The 15,009-nt window shown below is 72.0% G+C and carries 20 protein-coding genes; 15 read left to right on the top strand and 5 right to left on the bottom strand.

Features of this window, described 5'->3' with window-relative positions; all coding sequences use genetic code 11:
- Nucleotides 1-17: 17 nt before the first annotated feature.
- A complete protein-coding gene (locus AB0O15_RS25940) occupies nt 18-530 on the bottom strand; it encodes a MarR family transcriptional regulator (RefSeq protein ID WP_364323182.1) in 513 nt (170 codons plus the stop codon).
- A gap of 94 nt (nt 531-624) precedes the next feature.
- Between AB0O15_RS25940 and AB0O15_RS25935 the strand changes: the two genes are divergently transcribed.
- Nucleotides 625-1,260: an NAD(P)H-dependent oxidoreductase gene (locus tag AB0O15_RS25935; protein WP_364323180.1), complete on the top strand. Its 636-nt coding sequence runs from the start codon at nt 625-627 to the stop codon at nt 1,258-1,260.
- 159 nt (nt 1,261-1,419) lie between these two features.
- Here the strand turns inward: AB0O15_RS25935 and AB0O15_RS25930 are convergent, their stop codons facing one another.
- Both AB0O15_RS25930 and AB0O15_RS25925 read right to left on the bottom strand, forming a co-directional pair.
- Nucleotides 1,420-2,118, bottom strand: coding sequence for a hypothetical protein (locus tag AB0O15_RS25930; protein ID WP_364323178.1), 699 nt, complete (start codon nt 2,116-2,118; stop codon nt 1,420-1,422).
- Nucleotides 2,119-2,145: 27 nt separating this feature from the next.
- Nucleotides 2,146-2,511, bottom strand: coding sequence for a DUF2255 family protein (locus AB0O15_RS25925; protein WP_364323176.1), 366 nt, complete (start codon nt 2,509-2,511; stop codon nt 2,146-2,148).
- A gap of 58 nt (nt 2,512-2,569) precedes the next feature.
- On the opposite strand from AB0O15_RS25925, the gene AB0O15_RS25920 reads away from it, so the two are divergent.
- The 11 genes from AB0O15_RS25920 (at nt 2,570) to AB0O15_RS25870 (ending at nt 12,181) form a co-directional block, all read left to right on the top strand.
- Complete coding sequence (locus tag AB0O15_RS25920) at nt 2,570-3,259, top strand: hypothetical protein (RefSeq protein ID WP_364323173.1); 690 nt, start codon at nt 2,570-2,572, stop codon at nt 3,257-3,259.
- On the top strand, nt 3,256-3,597 hold the full coding sequence (locus tag AB0O15_RS25915; protein WP_364323171.1) for a transcriptional regulator: 342 nt from the start codon (nt 3,256-3,258) through the stop codon (nt 3,595-3,597). The genes AB0O15_RS25920 and AB0O15_RS25915 overlap by 4 nt, the downstream gene beginning before the upstream one ends.
- Nucleotides 3,594-4,664, top strand: a complete 1,071-nt coding sequence (locus AB0O15_RS25910) for an acetylhydrolase (RefSeq protein WP_364323169.1) — start codon at nt 3,594-3,596, stop codon at nt 4,662-4,664. The genes AB0O15_RS25915 and AB0O15_RS25910 overlap by 4 nt, the downstream gene beginning before the upstream one ends.
- Nucleotides 4,665-4,689: 25 nt before the next feature.
- A complete protein-coding gene (locus AB0O15_RS25905) occupies nt 4,690-5,067 on the top strand; it encodes a VOC family protein (protein ID WP_364323167.1) in 378 nt (125 codons plus the stop codon).
- Between the two features lie 103 nt (nt 5,068-5,170).
- Nucleotides 5,171-7,015 carry a translation factor GTPase family protein gene (locus AB0O15_RS25900; protein ID WP_364323165.1) on the top strand — a complete coding sequence of 615 codons (1,845 nt, stop codon included), beginning with the start codon at nt 5,171-5,173 and terminating at the stop codon, nt 7,013-7,015.
- Nucleotides 7,016-7,047: 32 nt separating this feature from the next.
- A complete protein-coding gene (locus tag AB0O15_RS25895; protein WP_364323163.1) occupies nt 7,048-7,704 on the top strand; it encodes a Clp protease N-terminal domain-containing protein in 657 nt (218 codons plus the stop codon).
- A 68-nt stretch (nt 7,705-7,772) separates the two neighbouring features.
- Entirely contained in the window at nt 7,773-8,687 is a 915-nt protein-coding gene (locus AB0O15_RS25890) for an ABC transporter ATP-binding protein (RefSeq protein WP_364323161.1), read from the top strand.
- Nucleotides 8,684-9,460: an ABC transporter permease gene (locus AB0O15_RS25885; protein WP_364323159.1), complete on the top strand. Its 777-nt coding sequence runs from the start codon at nt 8,684-8,686 to the stop codon at nt 9,458-9,460. The genes AB0O15_RS25890 and AB0O15_RS25885 overlap by 4 nt, the downstream gene beginning before the upstream one ends.
- Nucleotides 9,461-9,481: 21 nt before the next feature.
- Nucleotides 9,482-10,594, top strand: coding sequence for a sensor histidine kinase (locus AB0O15_RS25880; protein ID WP_364323157.1), 1,113 nt, complete (start codon nt 9,482-9,484; stop codon nt 10,592-10,594).
- Nucleotides 10,591-11,202 carry a response regulator transcription factor gene (locus AB0O15_RS25875; RefSeq protein ID WP_364323154.1) on the top strand — a complete coding sequence of 204 codons (612 nt, stop codon included), beginning with the start codon at nt 10,591-10,593 and terminating at the stop codon, nt 11,200-11,202. Before AB0O15_RS25880 ends, AB0O15_RS25875 begins: the two co-directional genes overlap by 4 nt.
- 130 nt (nt 11,203-11,332) lie before the next feature.
- On the top strand, nt 11,333-12,181 hold the full coding sequence (locus tag AB0O15_RS25870; RefSeq protein WP_364323152.1) for a sigma-70 family RNA polymerase sigma factor: 849 nt from the start codon (nt 11,333-11,335) through the stop codon (nt 12,179-12,181).
- Here the strand turns inward: AB0O15_RS25870 and AB0O15_RS25865 are convergent.
- Entirely contained in the window at nt 12,165-12,644 is a 480-nt protein-coding gene (locus AB0O15_RS25865; RefSeq protein ID WP_364323150.1) for a heme-degrading domain-containing protein, read from the bottom strand. The two genes, AB0O15_RS25870 and AB0O15_RS25865, sit on opposite strands and share 17 nt — an antisense overlap.
- A 57-nt stretch (nt 12,645-12,701) precedes the next feature.
- On the opposite strand from AB0O15_RS25865, the gene AB0O15_RS25860 reads away from it, so the two are divergent.
- Nucleotides 12,702-13,484 (top strand): endonuclease/exonuclease/phosphatase family protein, encoded by a 783-nt coding sequence (locus AB0O15_RS25860; RefSeq protein WP_364323148.1) that lies wholly within the window; start codon nt 12,702-12,704, stop codon nt 13,482-13,484.
- A gap of 23 nt (nt 13,485-13,507) precedes the next feature.
- Here AB0O15_RS25860 and AB0O15_RS25855 read toward each other — a convergent pair whose 3' ends face one another.
- Complete coding sequence (locus AB0O15_RS25855) at nt 13,508-14,014, bottom strand: GNAT family protein (protein ID WP_364323145.1); 507 nt, start codon at nt 14,012-14,014, stop codon at nt 13,508-13,510.
- Between the two features lie 84 nt (nt 14,015-14,098).
- On the opposite strand from AB0O15_RS25855, the gene AB0O15_RS25850 reads away from it, so the two are divergent.
- Both AB0O15_RS25850 and AB0O15_RS25845 read left to right on the top strand, forming a co-directional pair.
- The gene (locus AB0O15_RS25850) at nt 14,099-14,542 is read left to right on the top strand and encodes a MarR family transcriptional regulator (RefSeq protein ID WP_364323143.1); all 444 of its coding nucleotides are present in this window, start codon (nt 14,099-14,101) and stop codon (nt 14,540-14,542) included.
- 11 nt (nt 14,543-14,553) lie between these two features.
- Nucleotides 14,554-14,979 (top strand): organic hydroperoxide resistance protein, encoded by a 426-nt coding sequence (locus AB0O15_RS25845; RefSeq protein WP_364323141.1) that lies wholly within the window; start codon nt 14,554-14,556, stop codon nt 14,977-14,979.
- The last annotated feature ends 30 nt before the right edge of the window (nt 14,980-15,009 follow it).

The raw sequence follows: 15,009 nt of genomic DNA, 5'->3' as shown, positions 1-15,009 counted from the left end.
GATCTCGACATGCTTGCTCAGTAACCTTCGGCGATCACTCGTTCCATCGCCCCGCAGCCGTCCGGGTTGGCCTGGCCGAGCAGGGCCCGGCCGATCTCGAAGAGCTGGCCGACCTGCTCGGGGCTGAGCGCGTCGAAGACCAGGCGGCGGGCCTCGGTGACGTGCCCGGGCGCGGCCGAGCGCAGCAGTTCCATGCCCTCGTCGGTGAGCACGGCCTCGACGCAGCGGACCTCGGCGTCGTTGTTCACCCGGCGGCGGACCCAGCCCTGCTTCTCCATCCGGCTGACCGCGTGCGACAGCCGGGACAGGGAGCCGCCGGCGGTCTGGGCCAGCATCGACATCTGCAGGGTGCGGTTCATCGGGCGGGACAGCGCGACCAGGATCGAGTACTCGAAGAAGTTGAGCCCGGAGTCGCGTTTGAGCTGGGCGTCGATCGCCGGGGGCAGGTTCATCAGGACGCCCGCCAGCATCATCCAGGCGTGGCGTTCGTCGTCGGTCAGCCATTCGACCCGCTGGGTGGGACTCGTCACAGAGGTCATTCTACGGGGGACTTGAACATTCAACGCAGACAGGAGCACTCTGGGATTGAACATTCAAGCCCCCTATCCGTGGGAGTAACCACCGATGTCCGTTCTGCGTATCGACGCCAGCATCCAGGGTCCCCGCTCGGCCAGCAGCGAGCTCGCCGACCTCGCCGAGGCCGAGTTCACCGCCGTCCGGGCGGACACCACCTTCGTCCGCCGCCACCTGGGCACCGAGCCGCTGCCGTCCGACGCCTGGGCCACCGCGATCGGCGCCAACTTCACCCCCGATGAGTCGAAGACCGACGAGCAGCGCACGGCGCAGAACCTGGCCCGTACGGTGGCCGCCGAGCTGCGCGACGCCGACGCCGCGATCCTCGCCCTGCCGCTCTACAACTGGGGCGTCTCGCAGCACGTGAAGACCTGGGTCGACCTGGTCCTGGCCGGCGCCGAGTCGCCCAGCGAGCGGCTGCTCGACGGCCGCCCGGCGATCGTGCTGACCACCAGGGGCGGAGGCTACGGCCCGGGCACGCCCCGTGAGGGCTGGGACCACAACACCGCGTACCTGCGCCGCATCGTCGAGGACGTGTGGGGCGCCGAGCTGACGCTGATCGAGCGGGAGCTGACCCTGGCCGGCGTCACCCCGGCCATGGATCCGTTCCTGGAGGCCGCCGAGCTGCTCAAGAAGGCCGCGCACGAGGCCGCCGTGACCGCCGGGCGGGAGCTCGCCGACCGCTGACATCGGGCCTGGACAGCGATCACCCTTGATTCGTTGGGTACGAGCGACGTGGTCCCCAACCGCGACACCGGGACGGCGTGGCGGCCCGCGAGCCAGGCGATTCCCCGGGCCGTGACGCGTGTCTCGCGTGAGTGCGGGGGACGCGGTGGGCTGAACGCCTCAGCGGAATCGGTCGATGGTGACGGGGATCAGCCCCTGCTGCCGCATCTGCGACGTCAGGCCGGACAGCAGCACGCCGACCGCCTCGTCGCGTTCGCCCGCCAGATCGCAGGTCACGTCCAGGCCCCAGGCGGCGCCGGCGGCGACTCGGCGCAGATCCCAGCGGAAGGCGTCACCGGCCACCTGGCGACGCACCGCGCCCAGGACTCGAACCTCGGGATCGGCAAGGTCACCGGTGACCGGCATCTGCCACGCGCTGCTGAGCGCCTCAAGGCCGTCGCCGGTCAGCTCGTTGACGAACAGGATCCGATAGACGCGGGTCTCGCGGAATCCCGGGGTGGCTTCCGGCCCGCTCAGACGCAGAGGGGGCGGCGACGGAGCAGGAAGGTCGCCGAAGCACGCCCGCAACGCGGCCTCATCCGGCAGATCGACACCACACACGCTTCGATGGAGCTCCGCCGCCGCCTCCCGGCCGACCGTGACCGCCCGGGCCCGCAGGTCGGCGTCGAGGCGCAGGCGCCGGCTGGTGTCCGCGCCGTCGCGCCAGCCGCTCTCTCGCCGGCTCCAGAAACCGCTCAACAGCCCCGCGGAGGAGTGGTCGACGGCGAGCAGAAACTCCTCGGCCAGCAACCCGTCCGGTTCGCCGGCCCGGTCGTGGACCACGTAGTAGTGCAGGGAGGGGGAAGGAGTCGTCGTCACGGGTCGATTTTCCGGCACGCCGGCGCGTCACCTCGCGCCGGCCGCGCCGGCGGGACTCAGGAGCAGCGTCGAGGCGGCGGCCGCGTCGGCCACCATCGGGCCGACGGCGCCGGTGCCGTAGCGGGCGTACTTGTCGCGGTAGGCGCCGTCGATCTCGGCGCGGCGTTCGGTCGTGGCCGCCACCGTCACGTCGGTCTCCAGGCCGGGGACCCGGATGCGGGCCCGGCCGGTGCGCACGGCGTGGCCGTACCAGCCGGTGTCGCGGGCGTGCCAGGTGCGCACGTAGACCTGGCCGGCGGTGGTGACCGCCCAGATCGGGGTCCAGCGGCGGGTGAGGATCTCCAGCTCGTCGCTGCGGCCGATCAGGTCGAGCTGGTCCGCGGTCCACGACATGCGATCCAGTTTACGGGCCGCACTAGCGCCAATCGGTTTGCTGTGGAAACCTATTGGCATGACCACTGATTCGGTTCCGGCCGGCGGGGATCCCCGCCGGCTGCTGGCTGACACGCGCGACCTCGCGCGCAAGGTCCGTCTCGATCAGCGCGTGACCTGGGTCGCGTTGCTGGTGCTGGCGGGCGTGACGTTCCTGGCGATCCCCTTCGACGTGTTCGGCATGAAGGTGGACTGCGTCAACAACGACCCGAGCGGGTCGTGCTCGTTCGACCGCCAGGGCGTGCTGTTCTTCTGGCCGGTGGCGCTGCTGATCGCGTACGCGATCATCGCCCTTCTTTATGTCCGGGTCGCCCGCACGCGGGGGGTGGGCGCTCGCGTCATGCCGTACGTGATCACCGGCGCGGTCCTGACCGTGCTGTTCACGGTGACGTGGTTCGTGGTGCGGGCCAACCTGCCCGACCCGCCCGTGTCGCTGGACCCGACGCCGGGCTGGGTGCTGTTCCTCGACCGGCTGATCGCGCCGTGGGGCGTCATCGGGCTGGCGCTGCTGGTGCTGGCCTGGCTGGAACGCAACGTGGCCCTGCTGGTGTTCACGCTCGCCTACCTGGCGGTGGCGCTGGTGCCGGTCGACTTCGGCTGGCAGATGCACTCGAACATCCGCACCGAGTTCCTGCCTCAGCAGATCATCAACGGCACCGTCCTGCTGCTCGGCGGGATCGGGTTCGCGGTCGCCCGGCGGCGGCGATGACCGCGCCGACCCCGGCGTCCGACGCCCACCCGGCCAACGGCCTCGACGAGGTGGTGCACCAGCGGGTGCGGCTGGGCATCCTGACCATCGCGCACGAGGCTCGTAAGGTGGAGTTCGGCTATCTGCGTACGCAGCTCGACCTGACCGCCGGGAACCTGTCGAAGCACCTGAGCGTGCTGGAGGCGGCCGGCCTGGTGAACCTGGAGAAGGGTTACGAGGGCAGACGCGGCCGCACCTGGATCACCCTGACCGGCGCCGGCGACGCCGCCCTGGCCGAGGAGATCGGCCAGCTCAAGCAACTGATCGCACGTGTCGAGACCACCCGGGAGGACCGATGATCACCCGTCGAAGCCTGCTTGCCGCCGCGCTGGCCGCCGGGGCGGCGGTGCCGCTGGGCGCCGGGCCCGCGCTGGCCGCGCCGCCGCGGCTCCGGCTGCCCCGGCCGACCGGGCCGCACCCGATCGGCGTCGTGCCGTGGCACCTGACCGGCGCCCGTGAGCTGATGGCCAGTGTCTGGTATCCGGCCCGGGTCTCGCATCGGCGGCGGGCCGAGTGGCTGCTCCCGGCGCCGACCCGGGCCCTGCTGGGAGCCGTCGGGTTCGACCCGGATGTCGCGCTGGCGCCGGTCACGGCCGGCCGGCTCGGTGCTCCGGTCGCGGCCGGCCGGCACCCGGTGATCCTCTACTCGCACGGCAACGACGGTCACCGCGGTGAGGCCACGACCATGGTGCAGGAGCTGGTCAGCCACGGCTATGTGGTGGTCACGGTGGATCACACCGGCGACGCCTACACCGAGTTCCCCGGCGGCCGGCTCTCCGTGCCGGACGAGGGGTCGTTCACGCCGTGGGACTCGGCCCACGACATGGTGCTCGTGCTCGACCGCGTCGAGGACCTGGCCCTCGGCCCGGTCTCGGCCGCGGCGCTGGATCTGCGCCGGGTCGGCATCGCCGGCTGGTCGAAGGGCGGGACCTCGGCCGCGCTGGTGATGAACATCGACCGGCGGGTACGGGCGGGGCTCAGCCTGGACGGCCCGATGGAGTCGCAGCCGCGGCCCACGGCCATCGACCGGCCGTTCATGCTGATGACCGCGGAGTCCGTCCGCGGCACGGAGCCGGTCGACACCCTGTGGTCGCTGCTGCGCGGGTGGCGGCTGACCATGCACGCGTGCGGGGCGGCGCACGGTTCCTACTGTGACAATCCGACGCTGCTCACGCAGCTGGCGAGGATCACCGGGATGAGCGACGAGGAGCTGATCGAGTGGATCGGCACTCTCGACGCGGGCCACGCCACGCGCATCCAGCAGGCGTACCCCCTCGCGTTCTTCGATCTGCACCTGCGTGGCCGCCGGCAGCGGCTGCTCGAGCGGCCCAGCCCGGCGTTTCCCGAGGTCCGGTTCATCCGCTGAACCGTCCGGCGACACAATGGCCGGTATGACTTCTGTGGTTCGTCACATCACGATCGACGTCGCGCCGCCCTACGAGCCGTACGAGCTGGCGCGGTTCTGGAGCCAGGTGGTGGGGTCGCCGCTGGGCGCCGACGACGAGCCCGGCGACGACGAGGCGATGGTCGAGGGCGCGCCGGGGCTGCTGTTCGTCCGGGTGCCCGAGGCCAAGACCATCAAGAACCGGGTCCACCTGGACGTGCAGCCGGGTGGCACCCGCGACGAGGAGGTGGACCGGCTGATCGCGCTGGGCGCCAAGCTGTTCGAGGACCACCGCAAGCCGGACGGCACCGGATGGGTGACGTTGACCGACCCGGCCGGCAACGAGTTCTGCGTGGAGCGCTCCGCGGCCGAGCGCGGCGCGTAAATGGGTTGCCCGGCCGATGGTGGCCGGGCAACCATCGCTGTCATGCGAGCGACTTCTCTGTCTACCCCGGAAGGTATCTCCGCCTACGACAGGGACTGTTCGCTTGACTTCGCTCAACCTCGGCATCCTCGCGCACGTCGACGCCGGTAAGACCAGCCTCACCGAGCGGCTGCTGCACGCCGCCGGTGTCATCGACGAGATCGGCAGCGTCGACGCGGGCAGCACCCGCACCGACTCGCTCGCCCTGGAACGTCGCCGCGGCATCACCATCAAGGCCGCGGTGGTGTCGTTCCGCCTTGGCGACACGAGCGTCAACCTGATCGACACGCCCGGTCACCCCGACTTCATCGCCGAGGTGGAGCGGGTTCTCGGCGTGCTCGACGGTGTGGTGCTGGTGGTGTCGGCCGTCGAGGGGGTGCAGGCGCAGACCCGGGTGCTGGCCCGCACGCTGCACCGTCTCGGCCTGCCGTACCTGATCTTCGTGAACAAGGTCGACCGGCGCGGCGCGCGCGACGACGATCTGCTGCGGGAGATCGCTCAGCGGCTCACTCCGGCCGGGGTGCCGGTCACGGCGGTCAAGGCGTTGGGTACGCGGGAAGCGAGCGTGACCGCGATCGACCCGCCGCTGGACGTGCTCGCCGAGCACGACGACGCCCTGCTGGAAGCGTTCGTGAACGGCGGCGCCGCCCCGGATCTGTGGCCGGCTCTGTGCGAGCAGACCCGGGCCGGCGCCGTGCACCCGGTCTTCTTCGGCTCGGCGATCACCGGCGCCGGCGTCGATGAGCTGATCGACGGCATCGTCACGCTGCTGCCCGCGGCCGGCGGTGACCCGGGCGGGGCGCGGTCGGGGACGGTGTTCAAGGTGGAGCGCGGCCCGTCCGGGGAGAAACTCGCCTACGTCCGGATGTTCGGCGGTGTCCTGCGGGTGCGGGAGCGGGTCGGCGAGGACCGGGTCACCGGCCTGGACGTGTTCGGCGTAAACGGCGCGGCTGAGGTCGGGGCCGGGCAGATCGCGGTGGCCAGAGGCCTGTCCCGGGCGCGGATCGGCGACCCGGTCGGCGTCGTTCCCCTTCCCGGCGGAGAGAAGGAACGTTCGTTCTCTCCGCCCACGTTGTCCGCGGTGGTCGAGCCGGTCGACGACCGGGACCGGACGGCGTTGCACCAGGCGCTGGCCCAGCTGGCCGAGCAGGATCCGCTGATCGGGTTGCGGGCCGACGACACGGTGTCGCTCTACGGCGAGGTGCAGAAGGAGGTGATCGAGGCGACCCTGGCCGAGGAGTACGGGATCGCGGTCACCTTCCGGGACACCTCGACGATCTGCATCGAGCGGCCGGCCGGGAGCGGAGCGGCGTACCGGATGATCGCCGTTGACCCGAATCCGTATCTGGCCACCGTGGGCCTGCGGGTGGAGCCGTTGCCGCCCGGGGCCGGGGTGACGTTCGGGCTGGAGGTGGAGCTGGGGTCGATGCCGTACTCGTTCTTCCGCGCGGTCGAGGAGACGATCCCGAAGGCCCTGGAACGGGGGCCGCACGGCTGGGCGGTGACCGACGTGGCGATCTTCATGACGCACGCGGGTTACTGGGCGCGGCAGTCGCACAGCCACGCCACGTTCGACAAGAGCATGTCGAGCACGGCCGGCGACTTCCGCAACCTGACGCCGCTGGTGCTGGCGGCGGCGTTGCGGGACGCGGGGACGCGGGTGTGTGAGCCGGTGGACGCGGTGCGGCTGGAGATCCCGGCGGACACGCTGACCGCGGTGCTGCCGGTGGTGGGCCAGGTGCGCGGGGTGCCGCTGGCGACGTCGTTCGAGGGGCCGATCTGTGTGGTGTCGGCCCACGTGCCGGCGGCCCGGGTGGTCGACCTGCGCCGGCTGGTGCCGGGGGTGACCCGTGGTGAGGGCGTGGTGGAGGCGTCGTTCGACCACTGGGCGCCGTCAACTTCGGGTTGACGCCGATGTTTCGTCAACCTATGGTTGACGGCATGACCCAGACCCATCCTCCGGTACGGCTGGACGACCTGATCACGGCCGTCAGCACCAACCACGAATCGCCGCTGGAGCGGCTGTCCGGCGCCGTCATCCTCGGCGACCACCTCGGCGACCTGGCCGACCATCTGATCGGGCACTTCGTCGACCAGGCCCGCCGCTCCGGCGCGTCCTGGACCGAGATCGGCGCCAGCATGGGCGTGTCCAAGCAGGCGGCGCAGAAACGGTTCGTCGCCAAGGACGTCGACCCGGCCCAGCAGTTCAGCCGGTACTCCGACGCGGCCCGCCGCGCCGTGGTCGGCGCGCAGGAGGAGGCCCGGAAGGGCGGGCACGCCGAAATCGTGCCCGCCCACCTCATCCTCGCGCTGCTGGCCGACCCGGGTTCGCAGGGCGGCGGGCTGCTGGCCGCGGCCGGCGTCAGCCGCGAGCAGATCACCGTGCCCGGCCGGGTGGACGACCTGCCCGCGCTCATCCCGTTCGACGCGCACGCCAAGAAGGTCCTGGAGCTGTCGTTCCGGGAGGCGCTGCGGCTGGGCCAGGAGGGCGTCGGCTCCGGCCACCTGGTGCTGGCGCTGCTGGCCGAGGAGACCGACGACGGGCCGCTGCACACCCTCGGCGTGCGGGGCCCGGACAAGGTCGACGAGCAGAACTGACATTTGTCATGGGTGGGACGTGACGCGTGACCCTCTTCCGGGCGCGCGTCACGCTCCACAGTGAGGGCATGACCATTACGGCAACACCGGTTGCTCGGGCCGTCGACATGGACGGCGTCGTCAAACGATACGGGGCGGTCACCGCGGTCGACGGGGTGAACCTGACCATCCGCCCCGGTGAGGTGGTGGCGCTGCTCGGACCGAACGGGGCCGGCAAGACGACCACCATCGACATGCTGCTCGGCCTGTCCCGCCCGGACTCGGGCCGGGTCAGCGTCTACGGGCGCGCGCCGCAGGACGCGGTGGCGCTCGGTCTCGTCTCCGCCGTCATGCAGACCGGCGGCCTGCTCAAGGACTACACCGTCGAGGAGACGGTACGGCTGACCGCGGTGCTGTTCGGCCGGGGCCGCGCCGACGTCGACGCCGCGCTGGACCGCGCCGGCCTGACCGAGATCGGCAAGCGGCTGGTCGGCAAGTGCTCCGGCGGCGAGCAGCAGCGCCTGCGGTTCGCGATGGCCCTGCTGCCCGACCCCGAGCTGCTGATCCTGGACGAGCCGACCACCGGCATGGACGTCTCCGGCCGGCACGACTTCTGGCAGGCCATCCGCCAGGACGCGAGCGGCGGGCGAACCGTCATCTTCGCCACCCACTACCTGGACGAGGCCGACGCGTACGCCGACCGGATCGTCTTCGTCCGCCGCGGCCGGGTGGTTGCCGACGGCACCGCGGCCGAGGTGAAAGCCCTGGCCGCCGGGCGCACGCTGCGCGCGACCCTGCCCGGCGCGACCCGCGAGCAGCTGCTGGCGCTGCCCGGGGTGGAGACCGCCGAGGTGCGCGGCGACCAGATCCACGTGCAGGCCAAGGACACCGACCCGGTCGCGCGGCACCTGCTGACCGAGACCGCCGCCCGGGACCTGGAGATCACCTCCCGCAACCTGGAAGAGGCGTTCCTCACCCTGACCTCCGAGGAGGCGTCGTCATGACTGTTGTGCAAGAGCGTTCGCTGCCCGCCCTGGGCGGCTTCTCGCCCCGGCTGCTGGCGCTCGAGCTGCGCCGGATGGCCCGCAACCGCCGCACGGTGATCTTCACGCTGATCCTGCCGGCGGTGTTCTTCCTGCTCTTCGGCACCAGCGGCGACCTGAGGACCCAGCGCGCCGGCGAGGGCAACGTCACCGGGTACATCCTGGTCAGCATGGCCGTGTACGGCGCCATGCTGGCCGCCACCAGCGGCGGCGCGATGGTGTCGCTGGAACGCGCGGCCGGCTGGTCGCGGCAGCTGCGGCTGACCCCGCTCAAGCCGATCGCCTACATCGCCACCAAGCTGAGCCTGGCGATGGTCATCGGCGCGATCTCGGTGACCGTCGCCATGGTGGTCGGCGCCTTCGCCGGCGCCGAGCTGCCCCTGCACGCCTGGATCGAGTGCGGCCTGCTGGCCTGGGTGTGCTCCCTGGTGTTCGGGGCGTTCGGGTTGTTCATGGGATACCTGCTGCCCAGCGAGAACGTCATGCAGATCCTCGGGCCGGCCCTGGCCGTGCTGTCCTTCGCGGGCGGGCTGTTCGCCCCGGTCGACACCTTCGGCCACACCTTCGCCACGATCGCCAAGTTCACCCCGGTGTACGGCGTCGGCGAGATCGCCCGCTACCCGCTCGTGCACGACGGGAACCTGTGGATCGCCGCGCTCAACGTGATCGCCTGGACCGCGGTGTTCGCCGGCGGCGCGATCTGGCGGTTCCGCCGCGACACCGCCCGGGTCTGATCGGGTACTAGGTTCACATCCATGAGGCCTTGGCGGCACGGCTGGATCTTCGCGGCCGCGTGGTTGTTCTACCTCAACGAGAACCTCACCGCGTTGTGGCGAAGCCCGGACGGCTGGGCCCGTGACCTGGGCCTGGCCGCCCTGGCCGGGTTCGCGGCGGCCTACCTGGGCGGCGTCTCCCTGCTGCGCCGGCTGCGCCTGAGCGAGCACGACAGCACCGGCGCGGTCTGGGCCGGCGGCCGGCGGGTCACGACCCGGGCCTGGCTGGTGCTGCTGGCCATGCTGGCGCTGTTCGCGCTGCAGATCCCGGCCGCCGGCTTCCACGCCCTGCCCTGCGTCACCTACATCGCCGCCACCGCGGCGATGGCCCTGCCGATCGCCCAGGGCGGGCCGTTCGTCGTGGTCCTGGTGGTCGGCACGGAACTGCTGGCCCGGCTGACCACCGGCTGGGAGGACAACGGGTACGGGCTGGCCGCGCTGCTCGGCGGCCTGGCCAGCTTCGGGATCCGGCTGGCGGCCGAACGGCAGCGCCGGCTGGCCGCCACCCAGGAGGAACTGGCCGAGCTGGCCGTGCAGAACGAACGCAACCGCATCGCCCGCGACCTGCACGACATCCTGGGCCACTCGCTGACCGTGGTGACCGTGAAGGCCGAGCTGGCCCAGCGGCTGCTCGACGTCGACCTGGACAAGGCCCGCTCCGAGCTGCGCGACCTGGAGAGCCTGGCCCGCGACGCGCTCGCCGACGTCCGCTCCACCGCCCTGGGGGTACGCGGCATCTCGCTGCCCGGGGAGATCGCCGCCGCCCGGGAGGCCCTGGCCGCCGCCAACGTCGACGCCGCGCTGCCGGGTGCGGCCGACGAGGTGCCGACCCGGGTGCGGGAGCTGTTCGCCTGGACGATCCGGGAGGCGGTCACCAACATCGTCCGGCACGCCAAGGCCACCCGGGCCGAGGTGCGGCTCGGCCCGGACAGCGTGGAGATCCTCGACGACGGGGTGGGCCCGGTCCATCCCGCGTCCGACGGGCAGGGCCTTCCCGGCCTGCGCCGGCGGGCCGAACAGCTGGGCGGGACGCTCACCGTGGGCGCCCGCGAGGACAGACCCGGCTTCCGGGTACGGGTGGAGGTGCCCTCATGATCCGTCTGCTCCTCGCCGACGATCAGGCCCTGGTCCGGGGCGCGATGGCGGCTCTGCTGGACATGGAGCCCGACCTGAAGGTGGTGGCCGAGGTCGGCCGCGGCGACGAGGTGGTCGACGCCGCGCTGGCCCAGGGCGCCGACGTGGCGCTGCTGGACGTGGAGATGCCCGGCCTGGACGGCGTGGCCGCGGCCCGGGCCCTGCGCACCGCCGCCCCGGGCTGCCGGGTGCTGATGGTGACCACGTTCGGGCGGGCCGGCTACCTGAGACAGGCGATGGCCGCCGGGGCCAGCGGGTTCATCGTGAAGGACACCCCGGCCCGGCAGCTGGCCGACGCGGTGCGCCGGGTCCACGAGGGCCTGCGGGTGGTCGACCCCGCGCTGGCCGCCCAGTCCCTGGCCCAGGGCGACTCGCCGCTGACCGAGCGGGAGACCGACGTGCTGCGCGCGGCCCGCGACGGCGGCACGGTGGCCGACATCGCCCGGGACCTGTCGCTGTCCGAGGGCACGGTGCGCAACCACCTGTCGTCGGCGATCGGCAAGACCGGCGCCCGGACCCGCGCCGAAGCCGTCCGCCTGGCCCTCGATAACGGCTGGTTGCTCAGCTGAAGAAGTTCTGACCCGCTTTTTTGGTTACAACCAGTCAGCAACCGTGAGTGACCACTAGCTGCACCCTCCGCAACGAAAAGTTCCCTCCCGTCAGCCGGTAAGCGGCGACGACGACGAGGGGGAACCAGCCATGACCGCAGCCAACACCGTCACCCGCGCCCAGGAGAGCCTGATCCGCGACAACATGGCGCTGGTCGGGCACATGGTCCGCGAGATGCTCTTCAAGGTGCCCGCCCACGTGCACCGCGACGACCTCGCCTCGGCCGGCTACGCCGCGCTGGTCACCGCCGCCCAGGGCTTCGACCAGACCCGGGGCATCCCGTTCGGCCGCTTCGCCGCCATGCGCGTCCGCGGCGCCATGCTCGACGAGCTGCGCTCGATGGACTGGGCCACCCGCTCGGTCCGCTCCCGCGCCCGCCGCGCCGAGACCGCCCGCCAGGAGCTGAGCGCCAAGCTCGGCCGCACCCCGACCCAGCCCGAGCTGGCCGAACTGCTCGGCGTCGGTGTCAGCGAGCTCGTCGCCGCCGACGACGACGTGCAGCGCGCCGCCGTGCTGTCCCTGCAGGGCTTCACCACCGGCACCGCCGAGGACATGGTCACCGAGTCGTCCCTCAACCCCGAGGAGATGCTGCTGCACCGCGAGCGCATCGGCTACCTGCACGACGCCGTCGCCGTGCTGCCGGAGCGCCTGCGCTTCGTCGTCGAGGCGTCGTTCCTGCAGGAGCGGCCGTTGTCCGAGGTCGCCGCCGAGCTGGGCGTCACCGAGTCACGCGTCTCGCAGCTGCGTACCGAAGCCCTCGCCCTGCTCAAGAACGGCCTGGCCACGCACATGGAGCAGCAGGAACACGCCACCGGCAAGGACGGCGTGGTCGCCCGCCGCCGCGCCGCCTACGCCGCCCAGATCGCCGGCCGCAGCACCATGGCCTCGCGCCTGGCCGTCACCGACATCACCGGCGTGCAGATCACCCGCGCCGCCTGAGCCACTCCTCGAACGCCTCGACCACCAGCGCGTGGTCGTCGGCCTGAGGCAGACCCGACACCGTCACCACACCCACCACCCCCGCACCGGGCACCCGCACCGGGAACGCGCCACCATGCGCGGCGTACTCGGCCGGATCAACACCCATCCCGGCGTCCAGGTCCTGACCCTTGGCGGCCAGCCGCCGGCCGACCAGGAACGACGACGCCCCGTAGCGCTCCACCACCCGCACCTTCCGGGCGATCCACTCGTCGTTGTCGGCCACCGTCCCGGCCAGCGCCGCGTGGAACAGCTGCTGACGACCCCGCCGGATGTCGATCGTCACCGGCAGCCCCCGCCCGGTCGCCAGCTCCACCAGCAGCGAGCCCAGCGACCACGCGTCCGCGTGCTCGAAGCGGGGCAGGACGAGCCGCTGCTCCTGCTCCTCCAGCCGGGCGATCAGGCCGCTCAGGTCGTCGCTCATGGGGCATTCATACCACCCGTGATCTTCGCGATCACCGCCGCCGATAGGGTCGCACCCGTGCGCGTCGCGACCTTCAACCTGCTGAACGGGCGATCCCTCAGCGACGGCGAGGTGCACGCCGAACGCGTCGCCGCCTCGGTCGCCGACCTCGACGCCGACATCCTCGCCCTCCAGGAGGTCGACCGCGCCCAGCCCCGCAGCGGCCTGCTCGACCTCACCGCCATCGCCGCCGAGGCCCTCGGCGCACCCACCCACCGCTTCGCCGCCGCGGTCGCCGGCACCCCGGGGGAGACCTGGCGGCCCTGGCGCAGCGAGGAGGACGACGCCCACCCCCTCTACGGCATCGCCCTGATCAGCCGCTGGCCGGTGAGCCAATGGCAGATCACCCGGCTGCCCGGCGCCCCGGTCCGCTCCCCGGTCTGGATCCCCGGCCGCGGCCCCATCCTGCTCAAGGACGAGCCCCGGGTGCTGATCGCCGCCGTCATCGACACCCCCGCCGGCCCGCTCACCGTCGGCAACACCCACCTGTCGTTCGTGCCCGGCTGGAACGTCCGCCAGCTCCGCCACGCCGTCCGCGCCCTGCGCGCGCTACCCGCGCCCCGGCTGCTGATCGGCGACCTGAACATGCCCGGCGGGCCGGTCCGAGCGTTCACCGGCTGGCGGAGCCTGGCCAAGCTCCCCACGTACCCCAGCCCCTCGCCGAAGGCGCAGCTCGACCACATCCTGCTCGACCCGCGCGGCGGCGGCCGGCTCGGCGAGGTCGTCGACGTGCGCAACCCGCACGCCGGCATCTCCGACCACCGCCCGCTGCTGGTCAACGTGCGGCAGCCCGGCCTCTGACGCCTGCCTCTGAGACCTGGTCCCTAGTCGTCCAGGGTCTTCAGGAAGACATGCTCCAGGCCGTCCTCCGGGTCCCACTGCTCACCGATCTTGCGGAAGCCGAACTTCGCGATCGTCGCCAGGGAGCCCCGGTTGTCCGGGCGGACGCTGGCCCGCACCGCACGTACCCGATCGTCGCGCGCGGCCCGGGCGATCAGCGACCGGGCCATCGCGGTCGCGTAACCCCGCCGCCAGAAGGCCGGATCCACCGAGTACGCGATCTCCACGGTCCCGTTCTCGTCCGGCGGACCGTGGAAGCCGCCGTGCCCGACCACCTGGCCGGTCTCCGCGTCCAGCGCCGCCCGCGCCACCCATTCGGCGGCCGCCGGGTTCTTGCTGATGTCGTCGCGCCGCACCCGCCACAGCCAGGCCTCGTCGGCCAGGAACTGCGACAGCGGCGTTCCGGCGGCGGCGCCGGCGGCCACCAGGTCACCGTGGATCAGGGCGGTCATGGCAGCGGGGGAGAGCTGCACAAAACGTACTTCTGGCACCAAGGCATGATCACACGGAGTGGCCGCCGTACCCAAATCGCTCTTTGGTTGTGCACAACTTGATTGTGGGCTATCGTTTCCGGCGTGGCCGACACCGGACTGGAACAGATGCTCTGCTTCGAGCTCTACAACGCCTCCCGCGCCATCACCTCGGCCTACCGTCCGGCCCTCGACGACCTCGGCCTCACCTACCCCCAGTTCATCGCCCTGGTCGTCATCTGGAAGCGGGGGAGCGTCACCGTCCGCGACCTCGGCGACGCCCTGCGCCTCGACAGCGGCACCCTCTCGCCCCTCCTCAAGCGCCTCGAAACCGCCGGCCTGGTCACCCGCACCCGCGGCACCACCGACGAACGCACCGTGACCATCACCAGCACCTCACTCGGCGACTCGTTGAAGGAACGCGCCCGCGACCTTCCGCACCGGCTGGCCTGCGCCCTCGGCGACCTCGGCATCACCCTCGACGAAGCCACCCTGCTGCACCACCTGCTGAGCCGCATCAGCAGTTCCGCACGCACCCTCACCATCTGAAAGGGGCACCCATGTCCGCGCTCTACACCGCATCCGCCACCGCCACCGGCGACGGCCGCTCCGGACACACCCGATCCAGCGACGGCGTCCTCGACCTCGACCTGGCCGTGCCCAAGGAGATGGGCGGACCCGGCGGCGCTCTCACCAACCCCGAACAGCTCTTCGCCGCCGGCTACGCCGCCTGCTTCCACGGCGCCCTCAAACTCGTCGCGCGCAAGCACAACGTCGACCTCACCGACACCGCCATCACCGTCGACGTCGGCATCGGCCCCAAGCCCGACGGCACCCCCGGCTTCATCCTCAACGCCGCCATCGAGGCCGAACTGCCCAACGTCGACCCGGCCAAGGCCCAGGAACTGCTCGAGCAGGCCCACCAGGTCTGCCCCTACAGCAACGCCACCCGCGGCAACATCGAGGTCAAGCTCGCGGTCGCGTAGCTCAGGGCCCTGCTCTTACCGGTCAGCCCA

The sequence above is a fragment of the Actinoplanes sp. NPDC089786 genome, from assembly GCF_040684855.1.
In the GTDB taxonomy this organism is placed as follows: domain Bacteria; phylum Actinomycetota; class Actinomycetes; order Mycobacteriales; family Micromonosporaceae; genus Actinoplanes.
The sequence above is the reverse complement of the archived record's forward strand: the minus strand, read 5'-3'. Positions and strand labels throughout refer to the sequence as shown.